The following is a 14,659-nucleotide window of genomic DNA, read 5'->3' as shown; positions in this document are numbered from 1 at the left end:
GTTCAGATTCCCAGGAAGCGTTCCGCTTCCGCCGCGCCGAGCGTGTCGGCGGTCGCTTCGACGCGACCGTTGTTCATGAGATAGACGCGCGTGGACAGCTGCCGCAGCAAGGCGAGGTTCTGCTCCACGAGCACCACGCAGGCGCCGGCGCCGGCCAGCTCCGCGATCACGCCGCCGATCTCGTCGACGGCCTTGGGCATGAGGCCCTCCGTGGGCTCGTCGATCAGGTAGATCGACGGCTCCAGCAGCATGATCCGCGCGAAGGCGAGCAGCTTGCGCTCGCCGCCGCTCAGCGACCCGGCCACCTGCGCGCGCCGCTCGGCCAGCCGGCCGAAGCGCTTGTAGGCGAGTTCGACCTTGCGCACGTCCAGCCGGTTCGCATACAGCGGGACGAGCAGGTTCTCTTCCACCGTCAGGTCCGGGCAGATCTCGCGCTGCTGCGCGACGTAGCCGATGCCGCGCCGCGAGGCCAGCGCCGGCGCGGGGGTGATCGTCTCGCCGCGCACGCGCACCTCGCCGCCGTGCACGTCCACCAGCCCCATGATGGCCTTCAGCGTGGTCGTCTTGCCCACGCCGTTGCGGCCGACCAGGCTCACGACCTCGCCGCCGACGGCGGCCAGGTCGACCCCGTGCACCACGCGCGACGCGCCGTAGCCGGCCTCCAGCCCGCGAACTTCAAGCATGCGCGGCCTCCTTGTGCAGGTAGGCGGCGCGTACCGCCGCATGGGCGCGCACTTCCTGCGGCGTGCCTTCGGCGAGGATCTCGCCGTTGTGCAGCACCGTCACGCGGTCCGCCAGCGCCATCACCATGTCGATGTCGTGCTCCACGAACACGATGGCCTTGTCGCGCGCCAGTTCGCGGATCACGTCGGCGAGCTCGGCGCGCTCCTGCGTCGTCAGGCCCGCCATGGGCTCGTCCAGCAGGAGCAGCCGGCTCTCGTTGGCGAGCGCCAGCGCGATCTCCAGCCGCTTCTGGATGCCGTGCGCCAGCGAGCTCGTCTCGACCTCGGCCCAGCTGCCCAGCCGCCATTGCTGCAACAACGCGTGCGCCTGTTCCCGCACACGGCGGCGGCCCGCGGGCAGGACCCATTCGCGCCACGGCAGGTCGCGCTGCACGGCCAGTTCCGCCGCCTGCAGGCAGGTCAAGCCCTCGAACAGGCGGACCACCTGGTAGGAGCGACCGATGCCCAGGCGGGCGCGGCGATGGACCGGGAGCGCCGTGATGTCGCGTCCATCGAGCCAGATGGAGCCGCCCACCGGGCGCGTGGCGCCGGCCAGCAGGTTCAGCAAGGTGCTCTTGCCCGCCCCGTTGGGGCCGATCAAGGCGTGGACGCTGGCGGGCCGCACCTGGAGCGCGACATTCCGGAGCGCATGGAAGCTCCCGAAGCGCTGCGACAGCGCCCGGGTTTCGAGCAGGTACATGGAAGCGCGCTTACTTGATGCGGACCACGTCCGACGCGGGGATCTGCTGGATCACCTGCTCGGTGCCGCCGCGCACGGTGCCGATGTAGAGCGGGCTGATGCCCTGCCGGTCTTCCTTGCGGACCTTCAGCGGGCCGCCGGGGAACTGCACGCTGGCCGGCACGTCCAGCGTCTCCAGGGCGGAGATCAGCTTGTCGGTGTCGTCGCGGCCGCGGAAGCCGGACTTCTCGATGGCCTTCAGCAGCGCGTTGGTGGAGACATAGGACTCGTAGCCGTTCAGCGGGATGGGGTCGCCGGATGCGCCCCGGTAGGCCTTCTGGAAGGCGCGGTTCTCGGGCGTGTCCAGCGGGCCGTTGGCTTCACGCGGGTAGCCGCCGATGTAGGCGAGGCCTTCGGTCGCTTCCGGCAGCTTGGCGAACACTTCCGGGATCACCAGCGACTGCATGCCGGCGAGCTTCATCTTCTTGCCCAGGCCTTGCGAGAGCGCCTCCTGCAGGGCGAGCGTCGCGTCGCGGCCGGCGAAGACGAAGTACACGCCGTCGGCCGAGCGGTCGACCCGGCTCACGTAGGCCGCCATGTCGGTGGCGCCGAAGGGCACGCCCACCGAGCCGACCACGTTGCCGCCGGCTTCCTTGAACGCGGCGAGCCCCGATTGGCCGTAGGCCGTGTCGGAGTACATCACGTACCAGCGCTTGCCGACGTTCTGGGACAGCCAGGACACGAAGGCGACGTTGCGCTGCTTGTTGCTCGCCTGGATGCGGAAGGCGTACTTGTTGATGCGGTCCGGCGCGTTGAACTCGTCGACCCAGCAGCCGCTGGCGACCAGGTAGGCCAGCTTGGCCTCGCGGGCGAACTGCTGCATGGACAGGCACTCGGCGCTCGACAGGCCGCCCATGAGGACGTCCACGCCCTCGCGGGTGTCGAGCTCGCGGGCGTAGCGGATGGCGTCGGCCACCTTGGCCGCCGAATCGCGCTCCACCACCTTGAACGTCACGCCCTTGAGCGCCGGATTCGTTTTCGCGCCTTCGAGCGCCAGGTCCATGCCGCGGCGCGCCGCCTTGCCCAGCGCCGCGAACGGGCCGGTCTGCGGGTTGACGAAGCCGATCGTGATCTCGGCGGCGCGCGCCGCGGGCGCGAACGCGATGCCGGCCAGCAGCGAAGCGGTCGCGGCGAAGAGCGCCAAGGTTCTCGGCAGGGAGGGGGCCATCATTTCTCCTGTGGTGGCTGTTTTGAAAGTGCCTTCTTACATACTACGCTGCAATCTGGCCCCCACCGAGCCCGTGTTTTCCCTAATTACCTCGGGATTGGCCCGATCTCTTTTCTGTTAGCGCCTACCTACAATCGCGGGTGGAGGAGCCATGCAAGAGAAACGTCCATCCGCGCGGCGCGCAGCCCCTGCGCCCACGGCGAAGCCGGTGGGCCGCCCGAGAACGGGGGCGCGCGAAGCCATCGTTGCCGCCGCCGTCGGCGAGTTCGCCCAGGAGGGATTCGGCGGGGCGCGCATCGAGCGCATCAGCAAGGGCGCGAACACCAGCGACCGGATGCTCTACTATCATTTCGAGAGCAAGGAAGCCCTCTTCCTCGCCGCGCTCGAAAAGGTGCATGAAGACATCATCGAAGCCGTCTCGCGCATCGAGCTGCGCCAGCTCGACCCGCGCGACGGCATGAAGCGCTTCATCGCCTTCCTCTGGCGCTACTACCAGGAGCACCCGGAGTTCATCAGCCTGGTGAACTCGGAGAACCTGCACGGCGCCCGGCATGTGCGGGACTCGAAGCGGATCCGCGGCAGCTCGGGGGCGCTGCTATCGGTGCTGGAAGACCTGATGTCGCGCGGCGTGGCCGCGGGTCACTTCCGCCGGGACGTGACGATCACGGAGGTGCACCTGACCATCGTGTCGCTGTGCTACTACTACCTGTCGAACTCGGCGACCATGTCGCACTTCCTGGGGTTCGACATGCTGCAGGCGGAGGCGAAGGACGCGTGGCTGGGGTATATCTCGCGGCTGGTGCTGGATTTTTTGGGGGAGAGGGTGGGATAGCGGGAAGGGGCTGCGCTGGGGCTACTGCTCCGTGGACCGCTCGCAAGGGATATGGGAGGAACCGAGCCGTTGAACGCCGCCGTCGTGCAGCGGCACTGGCCCTAAGACGCAGTGGTCCACTGGAGCGGGCGAAGGGAAATGTCACACACTCTTTGGGGGCGCCGAAGCTCTCTGTGCGCTCAGTGTAGTGGCCCACCAGAGCGGCGAACAAGACTCATGTGGCACAGGGTTGTGGCACACGGTAGTCGAGCTAGGGGTGCAGCGTATGCCGCTGTTCTTCCCCCATCCAGCATGCCGGTTGAACCGCGCGCATTGCCGGGACGGGGGGGCGTAGATGTAGAGAGGGGAGTCAGGGGCGCACCGAGCGAAAACGAATAGCGCAAGATACAATGTATCTCAAACAGTCGCAACAGGAGGCCACCATGGCTACCACTACTATGGTTCACGTCCGCGTGGACGAGAACGTCAAGGCGCAGGCTGCGGAAACGCTGGCCTCGATGGGCCTGACCGTCTCCGATGCGATCCGCGTGTTCCTGACCCGTGTCGTCGCCGACAAGGAACTACCGTTCGCCCTCAAGGCACCGAACGCCATCAGCCGCGTCGCCATCGCTGAGGCCAACGAGATCATCAAGAGCCGTCGCGCTCGCTTCGCAACCGCTGACGCACTCCTGAATGACCTCGAAGAAGCCACCCGCAAGTAAGCGGGCGAACCTGCCTCGCGCATCGGACTACACCAAGGGCTTCCTCAAGGATTGGCAACGCCTGTCTCACTCCGGCCGGTACGACATGAACCGGCTAAAAGAGGCCATGACGCTGCTCATCGCCAACGACGGGCCGCTGTCGCCTGAATGGCTCGACCACGCGCTGACGGGTGACTGGGCGGGTCATCGTGAGTGTCACATCGGCGGCGACTTCCTGCTGATCTACACCCTTGATGACTCGGGCAAGAGCGGGCTGGTCGTTTTCGTTCGCAGCGGGACGCACTCCGAGCTGTTCTCATAGACCGGACAGAAAACCGCCTCGCAGAGCGAGGCGGTGAAAGACTGCGTTGCCAAGCACGGCGTCTTCGCTCCCCGATCCTGCAGTTCACGATGTTTGGCCTAGGTACCGCTGGCCGACGGACCCTCATTGAGGGTCCGCCGGGCACATACGGATTCACGATTTCCTGGGCAGGATACGCGTCTGCTTGATGCGCGTGCCAGCACGGCTGGCCAGGACGATCGCGATGATCCATCGTCTCGCCCTTCATAGGACGCTAGGCAGTGGATGCAAAAATGCTGGTGGGTTGCGGCGTCTTGCCGTAACTGGCGTCTACCAAAGTGACGCGGCGCAGATCGCGTGGATGGCGTTGATCGTCGAACGGTCTTCCACGGTGCATGGTGCAACGGTTGTCCCACATGACCAGGTCGCCGACAGACCACGAATGGCTGTGGACGAACTCGCGTTGTGTCGCGCTTTCCATGAGGTCGCGGATGAGTTCCTTGCCTTCCGGAACCAGCATGCCCTCGACGCGCCCAATGTGCGACGAGATGAACAGGGAACGGCGGCCGGAGATCGGGTGCACGCGCGACATCGGATGGCGCACCGGCGCGTACTTCGCGCGCTCATCGGCGTTGAAGTCCGAGAATCCCAGCAGCTCACGGGAGTAAAGCAGGCTGTGCCAGGCATCGAGCTTGGTCAGACGCGTACGCTGGTCGACCGGCAGCGCATCCCACGCGGCTCGCATGTCCGCGAACTCGGTCTCGCCGCCATGGGGGGGGACCACGTGGGCGAAGAGAAACGAATAGCTCGCCGGCACGGTCTTGAAGCTGCTGTCGCTGTGCCACAGCCGGTTGCCGAGGCTGAACATTCTTCGCCGGTCGTCCGCCTTCATCAGCGACCCATCGGCGTTCAGATTGGAGATGTCATTGAGCTTGGTCTCGGTGAGCCTGGTGCGTCCCGTGTTCACCGGCTCTGCCTCTACCTCGCCGAAATGAATGGCGAACGCAATGTGCTCATCATTGCGAAGCGACTGGTTCTTGAAGACGAGGACGCCATACCGGGCAATGGCATCCTCGATCTCCATCTCCTCCTGAGAAGTCAGCGGACGGCGACAATCCATATCGTGGACTTCGGCGAAGAAGCCCGCTTTGTTTACGCGTACGATTTTCACAAGTCTTCCTTCACGGACGGATTCATGTCACTCGACGCGGATTTTCGCGGCCGAGATCACCTTCTTGAAGTGCTGCCGATTGCCTTCCACGCGCGTGGCGATTGCGTCTGGGCCTTCGAAGTGAGGGATTCCTCCCAATCCGCGGATGCGCGCCTGCACTTCCGGGCTGCGAATGCCGTCACGGATCGCTTCCGCCCAGGAGTTCTTGACCGAGGCGGGCATGCCTCGGGGACCGCAGATCGCAGCCCAACTCTGGAAGTCGTAATTGGGGACGGTCGCTGAAATGAATGGGATCCCGGGGAAATCGGGATGGCCAGTCGAGTCAGCGAAGGCAAGAAGCTTGAGTCGGCCGTTCTTGACGAAGGACGCAACATCCGCAATCGACGTCACGAACAAGTCCACCCTGCGCGCGGACAGGTCCACGAGCGCGTCGGCGCTGCCCTTGTAGGGGACATGCAGCATGGAGACGCCGGCGAAGGTTCCCATCATCTGACCCGCCAGATGCTGGGCGGAACCGTTGCCTGTCGATGCGAAACTGACGGAATTGGGCGTCGCACGCGCGGCTGCAATCACGTCACTGACGCTGTTGTAAGGTGAGTCGGCAGCAGTGACGAGTGCGTAGGTCAACAGCATCATGGTCGAAATCGGCACCAGGTCCTTTTCAATGTCGAAAGGCAGGACGGACCCAGGCACAAATGGGACGATTGCCATCACGCCCATGTTGCACTGGAACACCGCGGACCCGTCCTGGTCCCCCTTCGCAACGCTCTGGGCGCCGATGAGACCGTTCACGCCGGCACGGTTCTCCACGATCACACCTTGCTTGTGCTTGGTCTTGACCATGTCCGAGATCATCCGCGCAACGGTGTCGCCGACGCCGCCAGGTGGATATCCCACGACGATGCGCAGATTCTTGTCCGGGAATTCGGCGCGCGCCACGGGCGCCAGGCAGATGGCGAGGAAGAGCAGGAATGCGAGCTTTATCATTTTGTCTCCTTCTATTTTTTAGGTGTGCGGTTTCAGCGACGGCTAGGCCCTGAAGCAACGATGTCGAGCACGGCATCCACGGCGCCCTTGATCGCGGCTTGCTGTTGGGGCGTCGCAGGATGCATCGGCATCCGCGGCAGGCCGGTCGGGCACCCCTGCAGGGACAGGGCGTACTTGACGGCCGCGGGGCAGTTGTTGCCCGTGAGCGCGTTCCAAAGACGCAGGATCCCTTTGTGCAGCTTGAGCGCGAATTCGTGGTCTCCGGCCTTGACTGCCTCCCACAATGCCAGTGCCGCGGTGGGTGCTGCGGCGGGGCTTGCGGCAATTGCGCCGTGCGCGCCGAGCATGAACGTCGGGTAAAGCAGTGAGTCTTGCGCCGAGTAGATCAGCTTTCCTTTCGGAGCGCGTACCAGCAGGTCGGCCAGAAGCTTGATCTCCCCGCCGCTTTGCTTGACGCCCACCACCTTGTCGTTCTCCGTCATGATGCGCACGAGCAGGTCGGCGCCCAGGATGTTCCACCGGACGACGTTGTAGATGATCACGGGAAAGTCGACCGCATCGGTGAGCGCCTTGTAGTGCGCCAGCATCGACTCGTCGTTCGGGTTGTACAGGTAGTAGGTGGGTGTTACCTGCAGGGCGTCCAGTTTGACATCGCTGAGCGCCTTGCCGCGCGCAACGAGGTCTTGCGTGCTGTTCGCGAACACGCCGGCCAGGACCGGAATGCGTCCGGCGGCTTCGTCGACGGCGATAGTGGCGACCTTGCGAAGATCGTCCTTGCTCAAGGTGTGGCCTTCGCCGGTTGTGCCGCCGACGCAGATTCCGTGGACGCCCTTTTCGATCATGAAGCGCACTTGTCCACGCATGGCGGATTCGTCGATGTCGCCTGCTGCATCGAAGGGGGTTACGACTGGGATGATGATGCCGGAGAGGTCTTTCATAAATGTCCTTGTTGAGGGTTCGCCATCGTAATTTCGGGGGGACGTGAGGGCTATTCGCTAACCGTTCGAGCGCGTTGACAGTTCGTTAACACCCTCCCGTTTCGAACTGGTTAGCGAAATCCCGCACCAGTGAGGACATCCCCTCGTGATCTAATGCCGTTGGGCAAGCAAAGGCACATCCTGGGCCGCCTTCCGTTGGCTTGGCGCTCACTTGGCTGCGCGTCGATCCACTTGCCTTGGCCGCGACGGGGAAGCATCGTGAGCGAGAACGTATTCCATCGCCTTCGTCTGCGTCAGTTGCAGCTTGTGTGCGTCATTGCGCAGGCCGGGAGCATCCGGTCGGCGTGTGAGCGGCTTCATGCCAGTGCTCCCGCGCTCAGCAAGAGCCTGCGCGAGGTGGAGCGGTTGACTGGTGCCGCTCTGTTTGTGAGATCGGCGCACGGCATGCAGCCGACTCCAGCCGGCGAATCGTTTGTCGCCCACGCACGCGCCATCCTTGAGCGCGTCCCGGGTCTTCGCGTTAGTGCTCGCAACGCGGTACCTCCACGGTCGACGCTGCGTGTCGGGAGTGCACCTTTCATTGCGTGGCACTTCGTCCCGCTGGCTCTGAGCGTGATGAAAGCGCAAGGCGAGCTTCCGAAGGTTCAATTCATCGAGGCGCGCGTCGTGACGCTTGCCGAGATGCTGATTCACGGAGATATCGACGCCATCCTGGCGCTGCTGACACCGGAGGCGGTCGAGGTTCTGAATGACCCGAACGTGGTGGTCGAGCGCTTTTGTGAGGAGCGCCTGGTGGTCGTGGCGCCTCGGGGAGAGAAAAAGCTGCGCGCGACCTGGCGCATGCTGGCGGAGCGGCCGTGGATTTTGCCGCCGAGTCCCTACTCGGCCCGGATTCTCCTGCAACGGGCGATGCTGCAAGCCGGCGTTCTGCCGCCGGACCCGTTTTTCGAAACGCACAACGTGCCGAGCACGCTCGCGATGGTGCGCCAAGGACTGGGTTTCACAGCTGCGTTCGAGTCCACTGTGCGCGGCGCGCTTGCGCAGGGAGATTTGACGCTCATCAAGACGGAAACTGAACTGGGGAGCATCCCGCTGGGTATCGCGTACCGCAAGGGTGCGGCTGAACTTGGCGCAATTCAATCCTTGCGGCATGCATTGGAGAGCGTCTCTTCCGCGTCCCCGGCTGTCCGGGCCGGCCGGTGAGCCAGGCAATGGGCAGGCAGAGCTAGAGTGTGGTCATTGTGTTGCTTTCCACGGAGCACCGGACGAAGGCATTTGCGCGCGGCCGCAGTCGCAGACCGCGTCTTCAGCGCTGCGCATGCAGCATGTCCCAGAACTTCTGTGCGGCAGGCGACAGCTTGCGCGTGCGCAGCCGGCATGTACCGATTGTTCGGCTGGAGACCGGTGTCAGCGGGATGCTCACCAAACCGCGCATGTCCACGTCATTCAGATAGGTCGCGGGCAGCACGGTGATGCCCAGGTTCTTTCTCAAACACCCTCCCTTGCCCGAGAGGGTAAAGAAGCTGCCGAGATCGCCCAGGGGGATCGGTGCGTCGTAGAACTTGCACTGGATCGCACAGTAGCCCTCTTCCTCACGTAACTTCGCCACCAAGTCGATACCGGTGTCTGGGGCCTTGTAGCCCAAGGCCTCGCGTTCGGGCCAGTCTTTCCAGAGCCAGACATCCGAGAACAGGGCGACGTACTGCGGATCGAGCTTGAGGTACGCCTTCATTGGCCGCTCGAAGCGGTCACCGAGGTCGCGGTTGTAAGCAGACTCGCCACGGTATTGTTGAAGGATCGTTCGAATCATGGCTTCTTTTCAATGATTGTGTCGCTGTCGGCGCCGATGCAAAGGTGATGCACCCTGAGCCGGCCGGTCAACGAGCCAGGGGGCCGGCGCCGGTGGGAGTGTAGTGGTCGGCCTGCTTCGTGGACCTCTTGGATGCCGTGTTGAACGAGCATCGCCAAGCACTAGCGGGCCAGGCCCTGCCAGCCTTCGTATGTGCGGTGGTCGCGCGCGGCGGCCCCGTGGAGGCGCGAGCCTTGGCACCCTAGCGCAACGTCGACGAAGACGTCACACCTTGGAGATTCGACGTTCTGGCCCCAAAAGGCGGTGCCAAACGACCGCCAAAGCCACGCTGGTACCTCCCTACATGCTGTGTTCGTGGCAGCCTCATAGGGCGATCTAGGCCGTCGAGCATCTTTCTTATAGGCAGTATTGCGGACTACCGTAAAGATAGCGGCGATCTCCCAATACTAGGGCGCATGTTCAATTTTTCCGGAGAACTCGACGCCATGCACCCAAGCCTTCGTCCGCCACCGCAGCATTCACTCCACACGTGCTGCTATCAGCACCTTCGATTCCGCGCCGTGGTTGACTGGATCGCGATCCGCATCTCCAGCCAGCGGTCCAGTAACTTCGACACTGTCAGGTCGCGGACGGGCGCATCTCACGTCACGGCGGTGGACGAAGGGCCAGGGCGCGCGGCAACGTCGTTTATCGTCAAGTTCCAAGACCCGACCAGCTGGGCAGACGTCGACCAGCGTCTCGCGAAGTTCACGCACGATCATCCGTTGTCCGATCCCCCTGTCGTCCACGCCATTGAGATCGCGCTGGATGCCTACAGCCGGTCCGGGGATCGCAACGAGTTGGTCGAGATGACCGCACGCTTCTACAAGTTCGCGACGTGCCTGGTATCTCGCAATTGCCGCGTCTTCAGGTGGACAGGCGAGGTGCAGGAGATCGCCTCCTACCCGTGGCTTACTCGTCGGCTCATTGAGGACTTCAACGTCGGGGTAGGCCATCGAGACAGGGATGACCTATATCAACACATGTACGTGAAGGACACGGATACGCGCAACGGCGAGCGATTGCAGCTCCCGGTCGATCAGCGCCGAGCTAGGACCGAGCTGAGAATCCAGGGGCAAGAGGCGCGCCCGCTCAGCGAGTGGAAGGCGCGGCCGCTCACCCGGCTGGCCAAGTTCTTCCGGTTTCGGACGCTCAAGTCGAAGCTGCCGCCATACGTTCGCGCCGGCGCAGAACATGTTGACCAGATTGGGGAGCGGCGTGAGCGACCAAGGGCCGGACGGGGCAAGCGGCTCTACTCCAAGGCGACCTGCGCGGATGTGATCCTGAACGCGTTGGCGTACGACGCGCTTCGGGAACTTGACCATCGGATGCGGTCGTTGGTGATCCGTAGATAGGTGCTGGCAGGGCAGTTCAAGGCGAGTCATTCGCACGGATTCGCCGGGGCCGCTTGCTGCCTAAGTCCCTTTGGACACAGGAAATGGAACCGCCGCCCTCTTACCTATTAATTCACCACTGACTTATCTTTCTTGTTGCTTGCCATCTCCTGGACTGGACCAGCTAGGCCAGCCTCAACGGGGCTGGGAGCTTCTTGGAGCCTGTTGATACGCTGGAGAACTCGATTCAGTTGAGCAAGATGCCACCGCCCACCACCCGGTGCCTTGACGCCAGCAAGGTTCAGCTCCTTCACCATGTCCCGCTGAGTAAGACGACGTGCCTTGAAGCCGGCCAGCACGCCCGACAGTCGAGTCGCGAATACGTCAGCATAGGCCTGACGCTCAGCCGTGTGCCGGCGGAGATTGTCAGGGCCGGTGGCGCCCAAGACCACCCCGCGAGTCTTTGCCGCCGCAAGGGCGGCGCGTGTGCGCTCGCTGATCTGGTCTCGCTCCCACTCGCTCATTACGGCGTGCATCTGGATCATGACCTTGTTCGCGGACGGCATGTCTGCGGCGACGAAGTCGACGCCGGTCTCGATCAAGCCCGACACGAAGTGCACGTTGCGGGCGAGCCGGTCGAGCTTGGCGATCAGCAGGGTCGCGCCTGTACGACGGCATAGCTCAAGGGCCTGGCGCAGCTCTGGGCGCTTTTCGAGCGGGTTGGCACCCTTGCCTGTCTCGACCTCAACAAACTCGCCTACGACCGTTTTGGCGCGTTCTGTGACGTATCCCATCACGGCCTGCTTCTGAGCCTCCAGGCCCAGCCCGGAGGCGCCCTGACGGGCGGTGCTGACCCGGTAGTACGTGACGACGGTGTTCTTGCTCATCGGACCTCTTGGTGTTCACGGTCTAGGACGACCGTCCTGTGTGTGAACAGCGAATCTAGGATGCCGCCGGGGCCGCGCCAAGGAAGGTGTTGCATCGGCGAGGAAGTGAGTGCAAGTACCTTGGATGTGAGTGGCCGGAGTGATTGGACCCTCACAGAAAGCTAACATTCACTCACGTCGCAGGAGGAGGGAAGTCCTAGACCGGCGAGAGAGGGCTGGAGGTGCAGCAGTCCTCAATCGGGAGCTTCCGGCCCCATCCTTATAGATCGACCAGAGGGCGAGAAGCCCCCTTCCTTTCCTTGCGTCAGGGCGCCAGCTGGAACCTCGCAGGTACTTCCACGCCGATACAGCGGCAGATGGCCTGGACGTCGAGCACGCTGACCGGCACCGTCGCCGTCAGGCCGAAGTCGATCGGCTCGGGGGCCGGGTCGATCCGCGCGATGATTTCCGCCATCATGTTGTCCTCGTCGACCTGACCGGCCGCGTTGAGCCGAAGCGTTCCCACGCTCAGACGGTCGAGGCGCTGTATCCCGTCGTTGCCGCGTGCGAGATGAGCGAATGCGACGCGCACGGTTTCGTTGGCGAGGGCGGGCAACCGGAGCTTTTCTTGGTAGGCTGCGAGGCCCTGGGTGAGTGGATAGTTGCACCATCCCCCGTCGGGTTCCTCAAGCAGAAACCGGACGGCGAAGCGCACAGCGGTAGCGGACCTGTCGGATGACTTCATCGTGTGCCCTTCATCACGCCACCACGATGGCGGATACCGCCGCGTTGCGGTCGATCGCGGCCGGTGATGCGTCGCTATCTCCGGTGATCTGCCTGTATGCCTTCACAAGCTCCAGTTCGTTGGTGGTCAGAACCGTGGAGGGCAGGTGCGCCTCGATGGCCTCCCAGACGTCGGGAAGGTACTCGGCCAGGACGAGGCGCAGGAGGTGGGCGGGATCGGCGCCCAGTGCCTCAGCCAACACGCCGATCTTTTTGATCGGCAACTTGGCTACCCCCGTTGCGATCATGGTGAGAACTTTGAGGTCCCTGAAGCCGCAGCGCGCTGCAATTTGGGAACGCTCACAGCTGGATTCAGTTAGGCGGCGCTCAATAAATCTTGCGACCGAACCGGCGATCTGGGTATGCTCCAATTTATGCTCCTTTATGCTGCAATTTGATTCGATAGCGAATATCAAATTGTAGTCATCAAGAGCTTAAAATATTAAATTCAAAAACCCAATCCACCCTCGCGTCTCGGCAGCCTATTGATGTCGCCGCTTCTGAGCGACTGCCTTTGCTTTTCTACTTTTTGCATCGACCAATGCTTTAATTCCTTCAGCGCAATCAAAGGGCGCTATATGAGGAAGTGCGAAAACCAGCTGCGCGACGTGCGGGGCCAGCAAATCCGCATTGCGATCCTTGATGTACACGGTGGGGCCTTGCCCCTCGCCACGAACGTGACCTGCGATCTCATTTCTGATTCGGTCCGTCATTTCCAACCTGTCGCACGCGGTCAGAAACGTGTGCCGAAATGAGTGAAAGGTCTGTGTCGAGTCTCGTGTGATTTTCAGCTGCCTGCCAAGGTACCGCTCATTGAACCACTGGCCCGCATATTTGCCATAGCCCTTCAGGCGGTCATGTTTCAGCTCGGGGAAGAGCCGTTGCTCTCCAAGCGCAGACAAGGATTTGGCATACTCGGGAAGACCTAAGGTGGTCAAAGCGGGGTGAAGTGGAATGATGCGACGAGCCGCTACAGTTTTCAGCCGCTTGTCGTTCGCCCTGTTGTCTGCCTTGGACTGGGGTTGCCCTCCATCAGCATCGATTTTTCCTTCCCCTTCGAGGTTGAAATCGATGTACCAAGTGCCGTTTTTTGTTTGAACAAGATCTTTTAGGTACAGCTGACTCAGCTCATTTATACGGGCGCCAGTGTAAAGGCCCAAAAGCGGAATCCAGTAGTAAAAGGGTTGAAAATAGTGATAAACACCTCTGGTCGTTTTTTCGCCGCCTCCGCGCGAAAACCAGTCGGCGGAAAAAATTTGCCCTAAAACATCTTCTCCAAAAAGCTCCCGCTTGTCTTGGCCTCGGACTGCTGAGACTTGCTCGGGCGCGGCGTTGGCGGCCGGGTTTTTCAGCATGTAGTCATTCTTTGTGGCCCAAACAAATGCCTCTCCGATCTTGGCGATGTAGCGCGCAGCGCGGGCTTCGTTCTGCGTCGGCCAGCCCTCTTTTTCAGCCAATTCCGATAATTTCTTAAGCGACAAGCCCGGGTGCTTGGTTCGGACATTTCTCAGGTCTTGGGGCAAGCGCAACAATTTCCGCGTGAACTCGAAGATCATGTCGCGATCAATCGCACCGACCACCGGATCGTCCATCAGCTCGACAAAGACCGCGCACATCCGCATGTTCTGCTCGCGAGTCGAAGGCGCCCATTTCGTCTTCTTGCTGTAGAACACCTCCAGCATTGCGCTCGTCCGCGTGCCCAAGTGCTTGTGTGCCGGTCCCATGACCGTTCGCCTGATCGCATCAGTAATGGTCGATACCAGCGCGCCGTTTGATACGTCGTTAGTCGGAGACATCGAACTGGTTGCCTTCGAGGCAGGGGTGAGCTTTGCGGCCAAGACCACGCGGATAGCTTCGGCTTCTGCCTTGTCAATCATCAGTGAAGCGACCGGAACCGTCACCCCAGGGAACGGTGCGACCACCGCGACCCGCCGAGTCGAGTCCCGGAAGAACATGCAGTCCGAGAACTGACCCTCTTCAATGAACGCAAGTGAGTTAAGACGAAGGTGCAGGGGGCCGAAGACTGGGCCGAGCGACCTGCCATGCAGGGTCTCGCCGACGTCAAGCACTAAGGTCTTGGAGGCAGGCTGGTCATTCACCAATTCGTCACGGGGTACCTCGGCACCGAGCCACCCGGTGGCAACAAGGCGCAACGCGGACCGTCGGGCCATCGCCTCGCGCAGCATCGTCTCGACGTATGCGTCCGGCAAACCCATCTTGAATGCGGCTTAGGAGCAAAGGATGCTCGTATCCACTACGACTGTTGGTGGACACGTGCACACTATCTCT

General features: G+C 62.6%; 16 protein-coding genes. 5 read left to right on the top strand and 11 right to left on the bottom strand.

Annotated features, from left to right (window positions below):
* Positions 1 to 2 precede the first annotated feature (2 nt).
* The 3 genes from Q392_RS33460 to Q392_RS21475 are packed head-to-tail and all read right to left on the bottom strand — an operon-like array spanning position 3 to position 2,632.
* Positions 3 to 683 carry an ABC transporter ATP-binding protein gene (locus Q392_RS33460; protein WP_038212098.1) on the bottom strand — a complete coding sequence of 227 codons (681 nt, stop codon included), beginning with the start codon at positions 681 to 683 and terminating at the stop codon, positions 3 to 5.
* On the bottom strand, positions 676 to 1,422 hold the full coding sequence (locus Q392_RS21480; RefSeq protein WP_038212096.1) for an ABC transporter ATP-binding protein: 747 nt from the start codon (positions 1,420 to 1,422) through the stop codon (positions 676 to 678). Before Q392_RS21480 ends, Q392_RS33460 begins: the two co-directional genes overlap by 8 nt.
* A 10-nt stretch (positions 1,423 to 1,432) precedes the next feature.
* Complete coding sequence (locus Q392_RS21475; protein ID WP_084217314.1) at positions 1,433 to 2,632, bottom strand: ABC transporter substrate-binding protein; 1,200 nt, start codon at positions 2,630 to 2,632, stop codon at positions 1,433 to 1,435.
* Between the two features lie 148 nt (positions 2,633 to 2,780).
* On the opposite strand from Q392_RS21475, the gene Q392_RS21470 reads away from it, so the two are divergent.
* From Q392_RS21470 to Q392_RS21460, 3 genes are all read left to right on the top strand, one after another.
* Positions 2,781 to 3,461: a TetR/AcrR family transcriptional regulator gene (locus tag Q392_RS21470; RefSeq protein ID WP_084217312.1), complete on the top strand. Its 681-nt coding sequence runs from the start codon at positions 2,781 to 2,783 to the stop codon at positions 3,459 to 3,461.
* Positions 3,462 to 3,883: 422 nt separating this feature from the next.
* The gene (locus tag Q392_RS21465; protein WP_038212154.1) at positions 3,884 to 4,162 is read left to right on the top strand and encodes a type II toxin-antitoxin system RelB/DinJ family antitoxin; all 279 of its coding nucleotides are present in this window, start codon (positions 3,884 to 3,886) and stop codon (positions 4,160 to 4,162) included.
* On the top strand, positions 4,134 to 4,463 hold the full coding sequence (locus Q392_RS21460) for a type II toxin-antitoxin system YafQ family toxin (protein ID WP_038212090.1): 330 nt from the start codon (positions 4,134 to 4,136) through the stop codon (positions 4,461 to 4,463). The genes Q392_RS21465 and Q392_RS21460 overlap by 29 nt, the downstream gene beginning before the upstream one ends.
* A gap of 253 nt (positions 4,464 to 4,716) precedes the next feature.
* On the opposite strand, the gene Q392_RS21455 is transcribed toward Q392_RS21460, so the two are convergent.
* From Q392_RS21455 to Q392_RS21445, 3 genes are read right to left on the bottom strand one after another with little or no spacing between them, the layout of a single operon-like run.
* On the bottom strand, positions 4,717 to 5,613 hold the full coding sequence (locus Q392_RS21455; RefSeq protein ID WP_211260271.1) for a TauD/TfdA dioxygenase family protein: 897 nt from the start codon (positions 5,611 to 5,613) through the stop codon (positions 4,717 to 4,719).
* A 27-nt stretch (positions 5,614 to 5,640) separates the two neighbouring features.
* A complete protein-coding gene (locus Q392_RS21450; protein ID WP_038212089.1) occupies positions 5,641 to 6,600 on the bottom strand; it encodes a Bug family tripartite tricarboxylate transporter substrate binding protein in 960 nt (319 codons plus the stop codon).
* Positions 6,601 to 6,632: 32 nt separating this feature from the next.
* Positions 6,633 to 7,538 carry a dihydrodipicolinate synthase family protein gene (locus tag Q392_RS21445; protein WP_038212087.1) on the bottom strand — a complete coding sequence of 302 codons (906 nt, stop codon included), beginning with the start codon at positions 7,536 to 7,538 and terminating at the stop codon, positions 6,633 to 6,635.
* A 258-nt stretch (positions 7,539 to 7,796) separates the two neighbouring features.
* On the opposite strand from Q392_RS21445, the gene Q392_RS32155 reads away from it, so the two are divergent.
* Positions 7,797 to 8,741, top strand: a complete 945-nt coding sequence (locus Q392_RS32155; RefSeq protein ID WP_169748326.1) for a LysR family transcriptional regulator — start codon at positions 7,797 to 7,799, stop codon at positions 8,739 to 8,741.
* 103 nt (positions 8,742 to 8,844) lie between these two features.
* Here the strand turns inward: Q392_RS32155 and Q392_RS33455 are convergent, their stop codons facing one another.
* On the bottom strand, positions 8,845 to 9,348 hold the full coding sequence (locus tag Q392_RS33455) for a restriction endonuclease (protein ID WP_038212083.1): 504 nt from the start codon (positions 9,346 to 9,348) through the stop codon (positions 8,845 to 8,847).
* A 560-nt stretch (positions 9,349 to 9,908) separates the two neighbouring features.
* Here Q392_RS33455 and Q392_RS21430 point away from each other — a divergent pair.
* Positions 9,909 to 10,742 (top strand): hypothetical protein, encoded by an 834-nt coding sequence (locus tag Q392_RS21430; RefSeq protein WP_038212081.1) that lies wholly within the window; start codon positions 9,909 to 9,911, stop codon positions 10,740 to 10,742.
* A gap of 107 nt (positions 10,743 to 10,849) precedes the next feature.
* Here the strand turns inward: Q392_RS21430 and Q392_RS21425 are convergent, their stop codons facing one another.
* The 4 genes from Q392_RS21425 to Q392_RS32150 all read right to left on the bottom strand — a co-directional run bounded on the left by Q392_RS21425 (position 10,850) and on the right by Q392_RS32150 (position 14,586).
* The gene (locus Q392_RS21425) at positions 10,850 to 11,608 is read right to left on the bottom strand and encodes a recombinase family protein (RefSeq protein ID WP_084217308.1); all 759 of its coding nucleotides are present in this window, start codon (positions 11,606 to 11,608) and stop codon (positions 10,850 to 10,852) included.
* A 304-nt stretch (positions 11,609 to 11,912) separates the two neighbouring features.
* Complete coding sequence (locus Q392_RS21420) at positions 11,913 to 12,332, bottom strand: hypothetical protein (protein WP_038212079.1); 420 nt, start codon at positions 12,330 to 12,332, stop codon at positions 11,913 to 11,915.
* Positions 12,333 to 12,345: 13 nt separating this feature from the next.
* Entirely contained in the window at positions 12,346 to 12,741 is a 396-nt protein-coding gene (locus tag Q392_RS32950; protein ID WP_157008120.1) for a hypothetical protein, read from the bottom strand.
* A gap of 111 nt (positions 12,742 to 12,852) precedes the next feature.
* Positions 12,853 to 14,586 carry a site-specific integrase gene (locus Q392_RS32150; RefSeq protein ID WP_084217306.1) on the bottom strand — a complete coding sequence of 578 codons (1,734 nt, stop codon included), beginning with the start codon at positions 14,584 to 14,586 and terminating at the stop codon, positions 12,853 to 12,855.
* Between the last annotated feature and the right edge of the window lie 73 nt (positions 14,587 to 14,659).

It is taken from the genome of Xenophilus azovorans DSM 13620, from assembly GCF_000745855.1.
GTDB classification, from domain to species: Bacteria; Pseudomonadota; Gammaproteobacteria; order Burkholderiales; family Burkholderiaceae_C; genus Xenophilus; species Xenophilus azovorans.
This window is presented reverse-complemented; position numbering and strand designations above follow the sequence as displayed.

Bases quoted from the DNA above. Each gene is read 5' to 3' on its own strand.
- Q392_RS21470 (WP_084217312.1), top strand. From the start codon at position 2,781: ATGCAAGAGAAACGTCCATCCGCGCGGCGCGCAGCCCCTGCGCCCACG.
- Q392_RS33460 (WP_038212098.1), bottom strand. From the start codon at position 683: ATGCTTGAAGTTCGCGGGCTGGAGGCCGGCTACGGCGCGTCGCGCGTG.
- Q392_RS21425 (WP_084217308.1), bottom strand. From the start codon at position 11,608: ATGAGCAAGAACACCGTCGTCACGTACTACCGGGTCAGCACCGCCCGT.
- Q392_RS32150 (WP_084217306.1), bottom strand. From the start codon at position 14,586: ATGGGTTTGCCGGACGCATACGTCGAGACGATGCTGCGCGAGGCGATG.
- Q392_RS21450 (WP_038212089.1), bottom strand. From the start codon at position 6,600: ATGATAAAGCTCGCATTCCTGCTCTTCCTCGCCATCTGCCTGGCGCCC.
- Q392_RS21460 (WP_038212090.1), top strand. From the start codon at position 4,134: ATGACCTCGAAGAAGCCACCCGCAAGTAAGCGGGCGAACCTGCCTCGC.
- Q392_RS33455 (WP_038212083.1), bottom strand. From the start codon at position 9,348: ATGATTCGAACGATCCTTCAACAATACCGTGGCGAGTCTGCTTACAAC.
- Q392_RS21445 (WP_038212087.1), bottom strand. From the start codon at position 7,538: ATGAAAGACCTCTCCGGCATCATCATCCCAGTCGTAACCCCCTTCGAT.
- Q392_RS21480 (WP_038212096.1), bottom strand. From the start codon at position 1,422: ATGTACCTGCTCGAAACCCGGGCGCTGTCGCAGCGCTTCGGGAGCTTC.
- Q392_RS21465 (WP_038212154.1), top strand. From the start codon at position 3,884: ATGGCTACCACTACTATGGTTCACGTCCGCGTGGACGAGAACGTCAAG.
- Q392_RS21475 (WP_084217314.1), bottom strand. From the start codon at position 2,632: ATGATGGCCCCCTCCCTGCCGAGAACCTTGGCGCTCTTCGCCGCGACC.
- Q392_RS21420 (WP_038212079.1), bottom strand. From the start codon at position 12,332: ATGAAGTCATCCGACAGGTCCGCTACCGCTGTGCGCTTCGCCGTCCGG.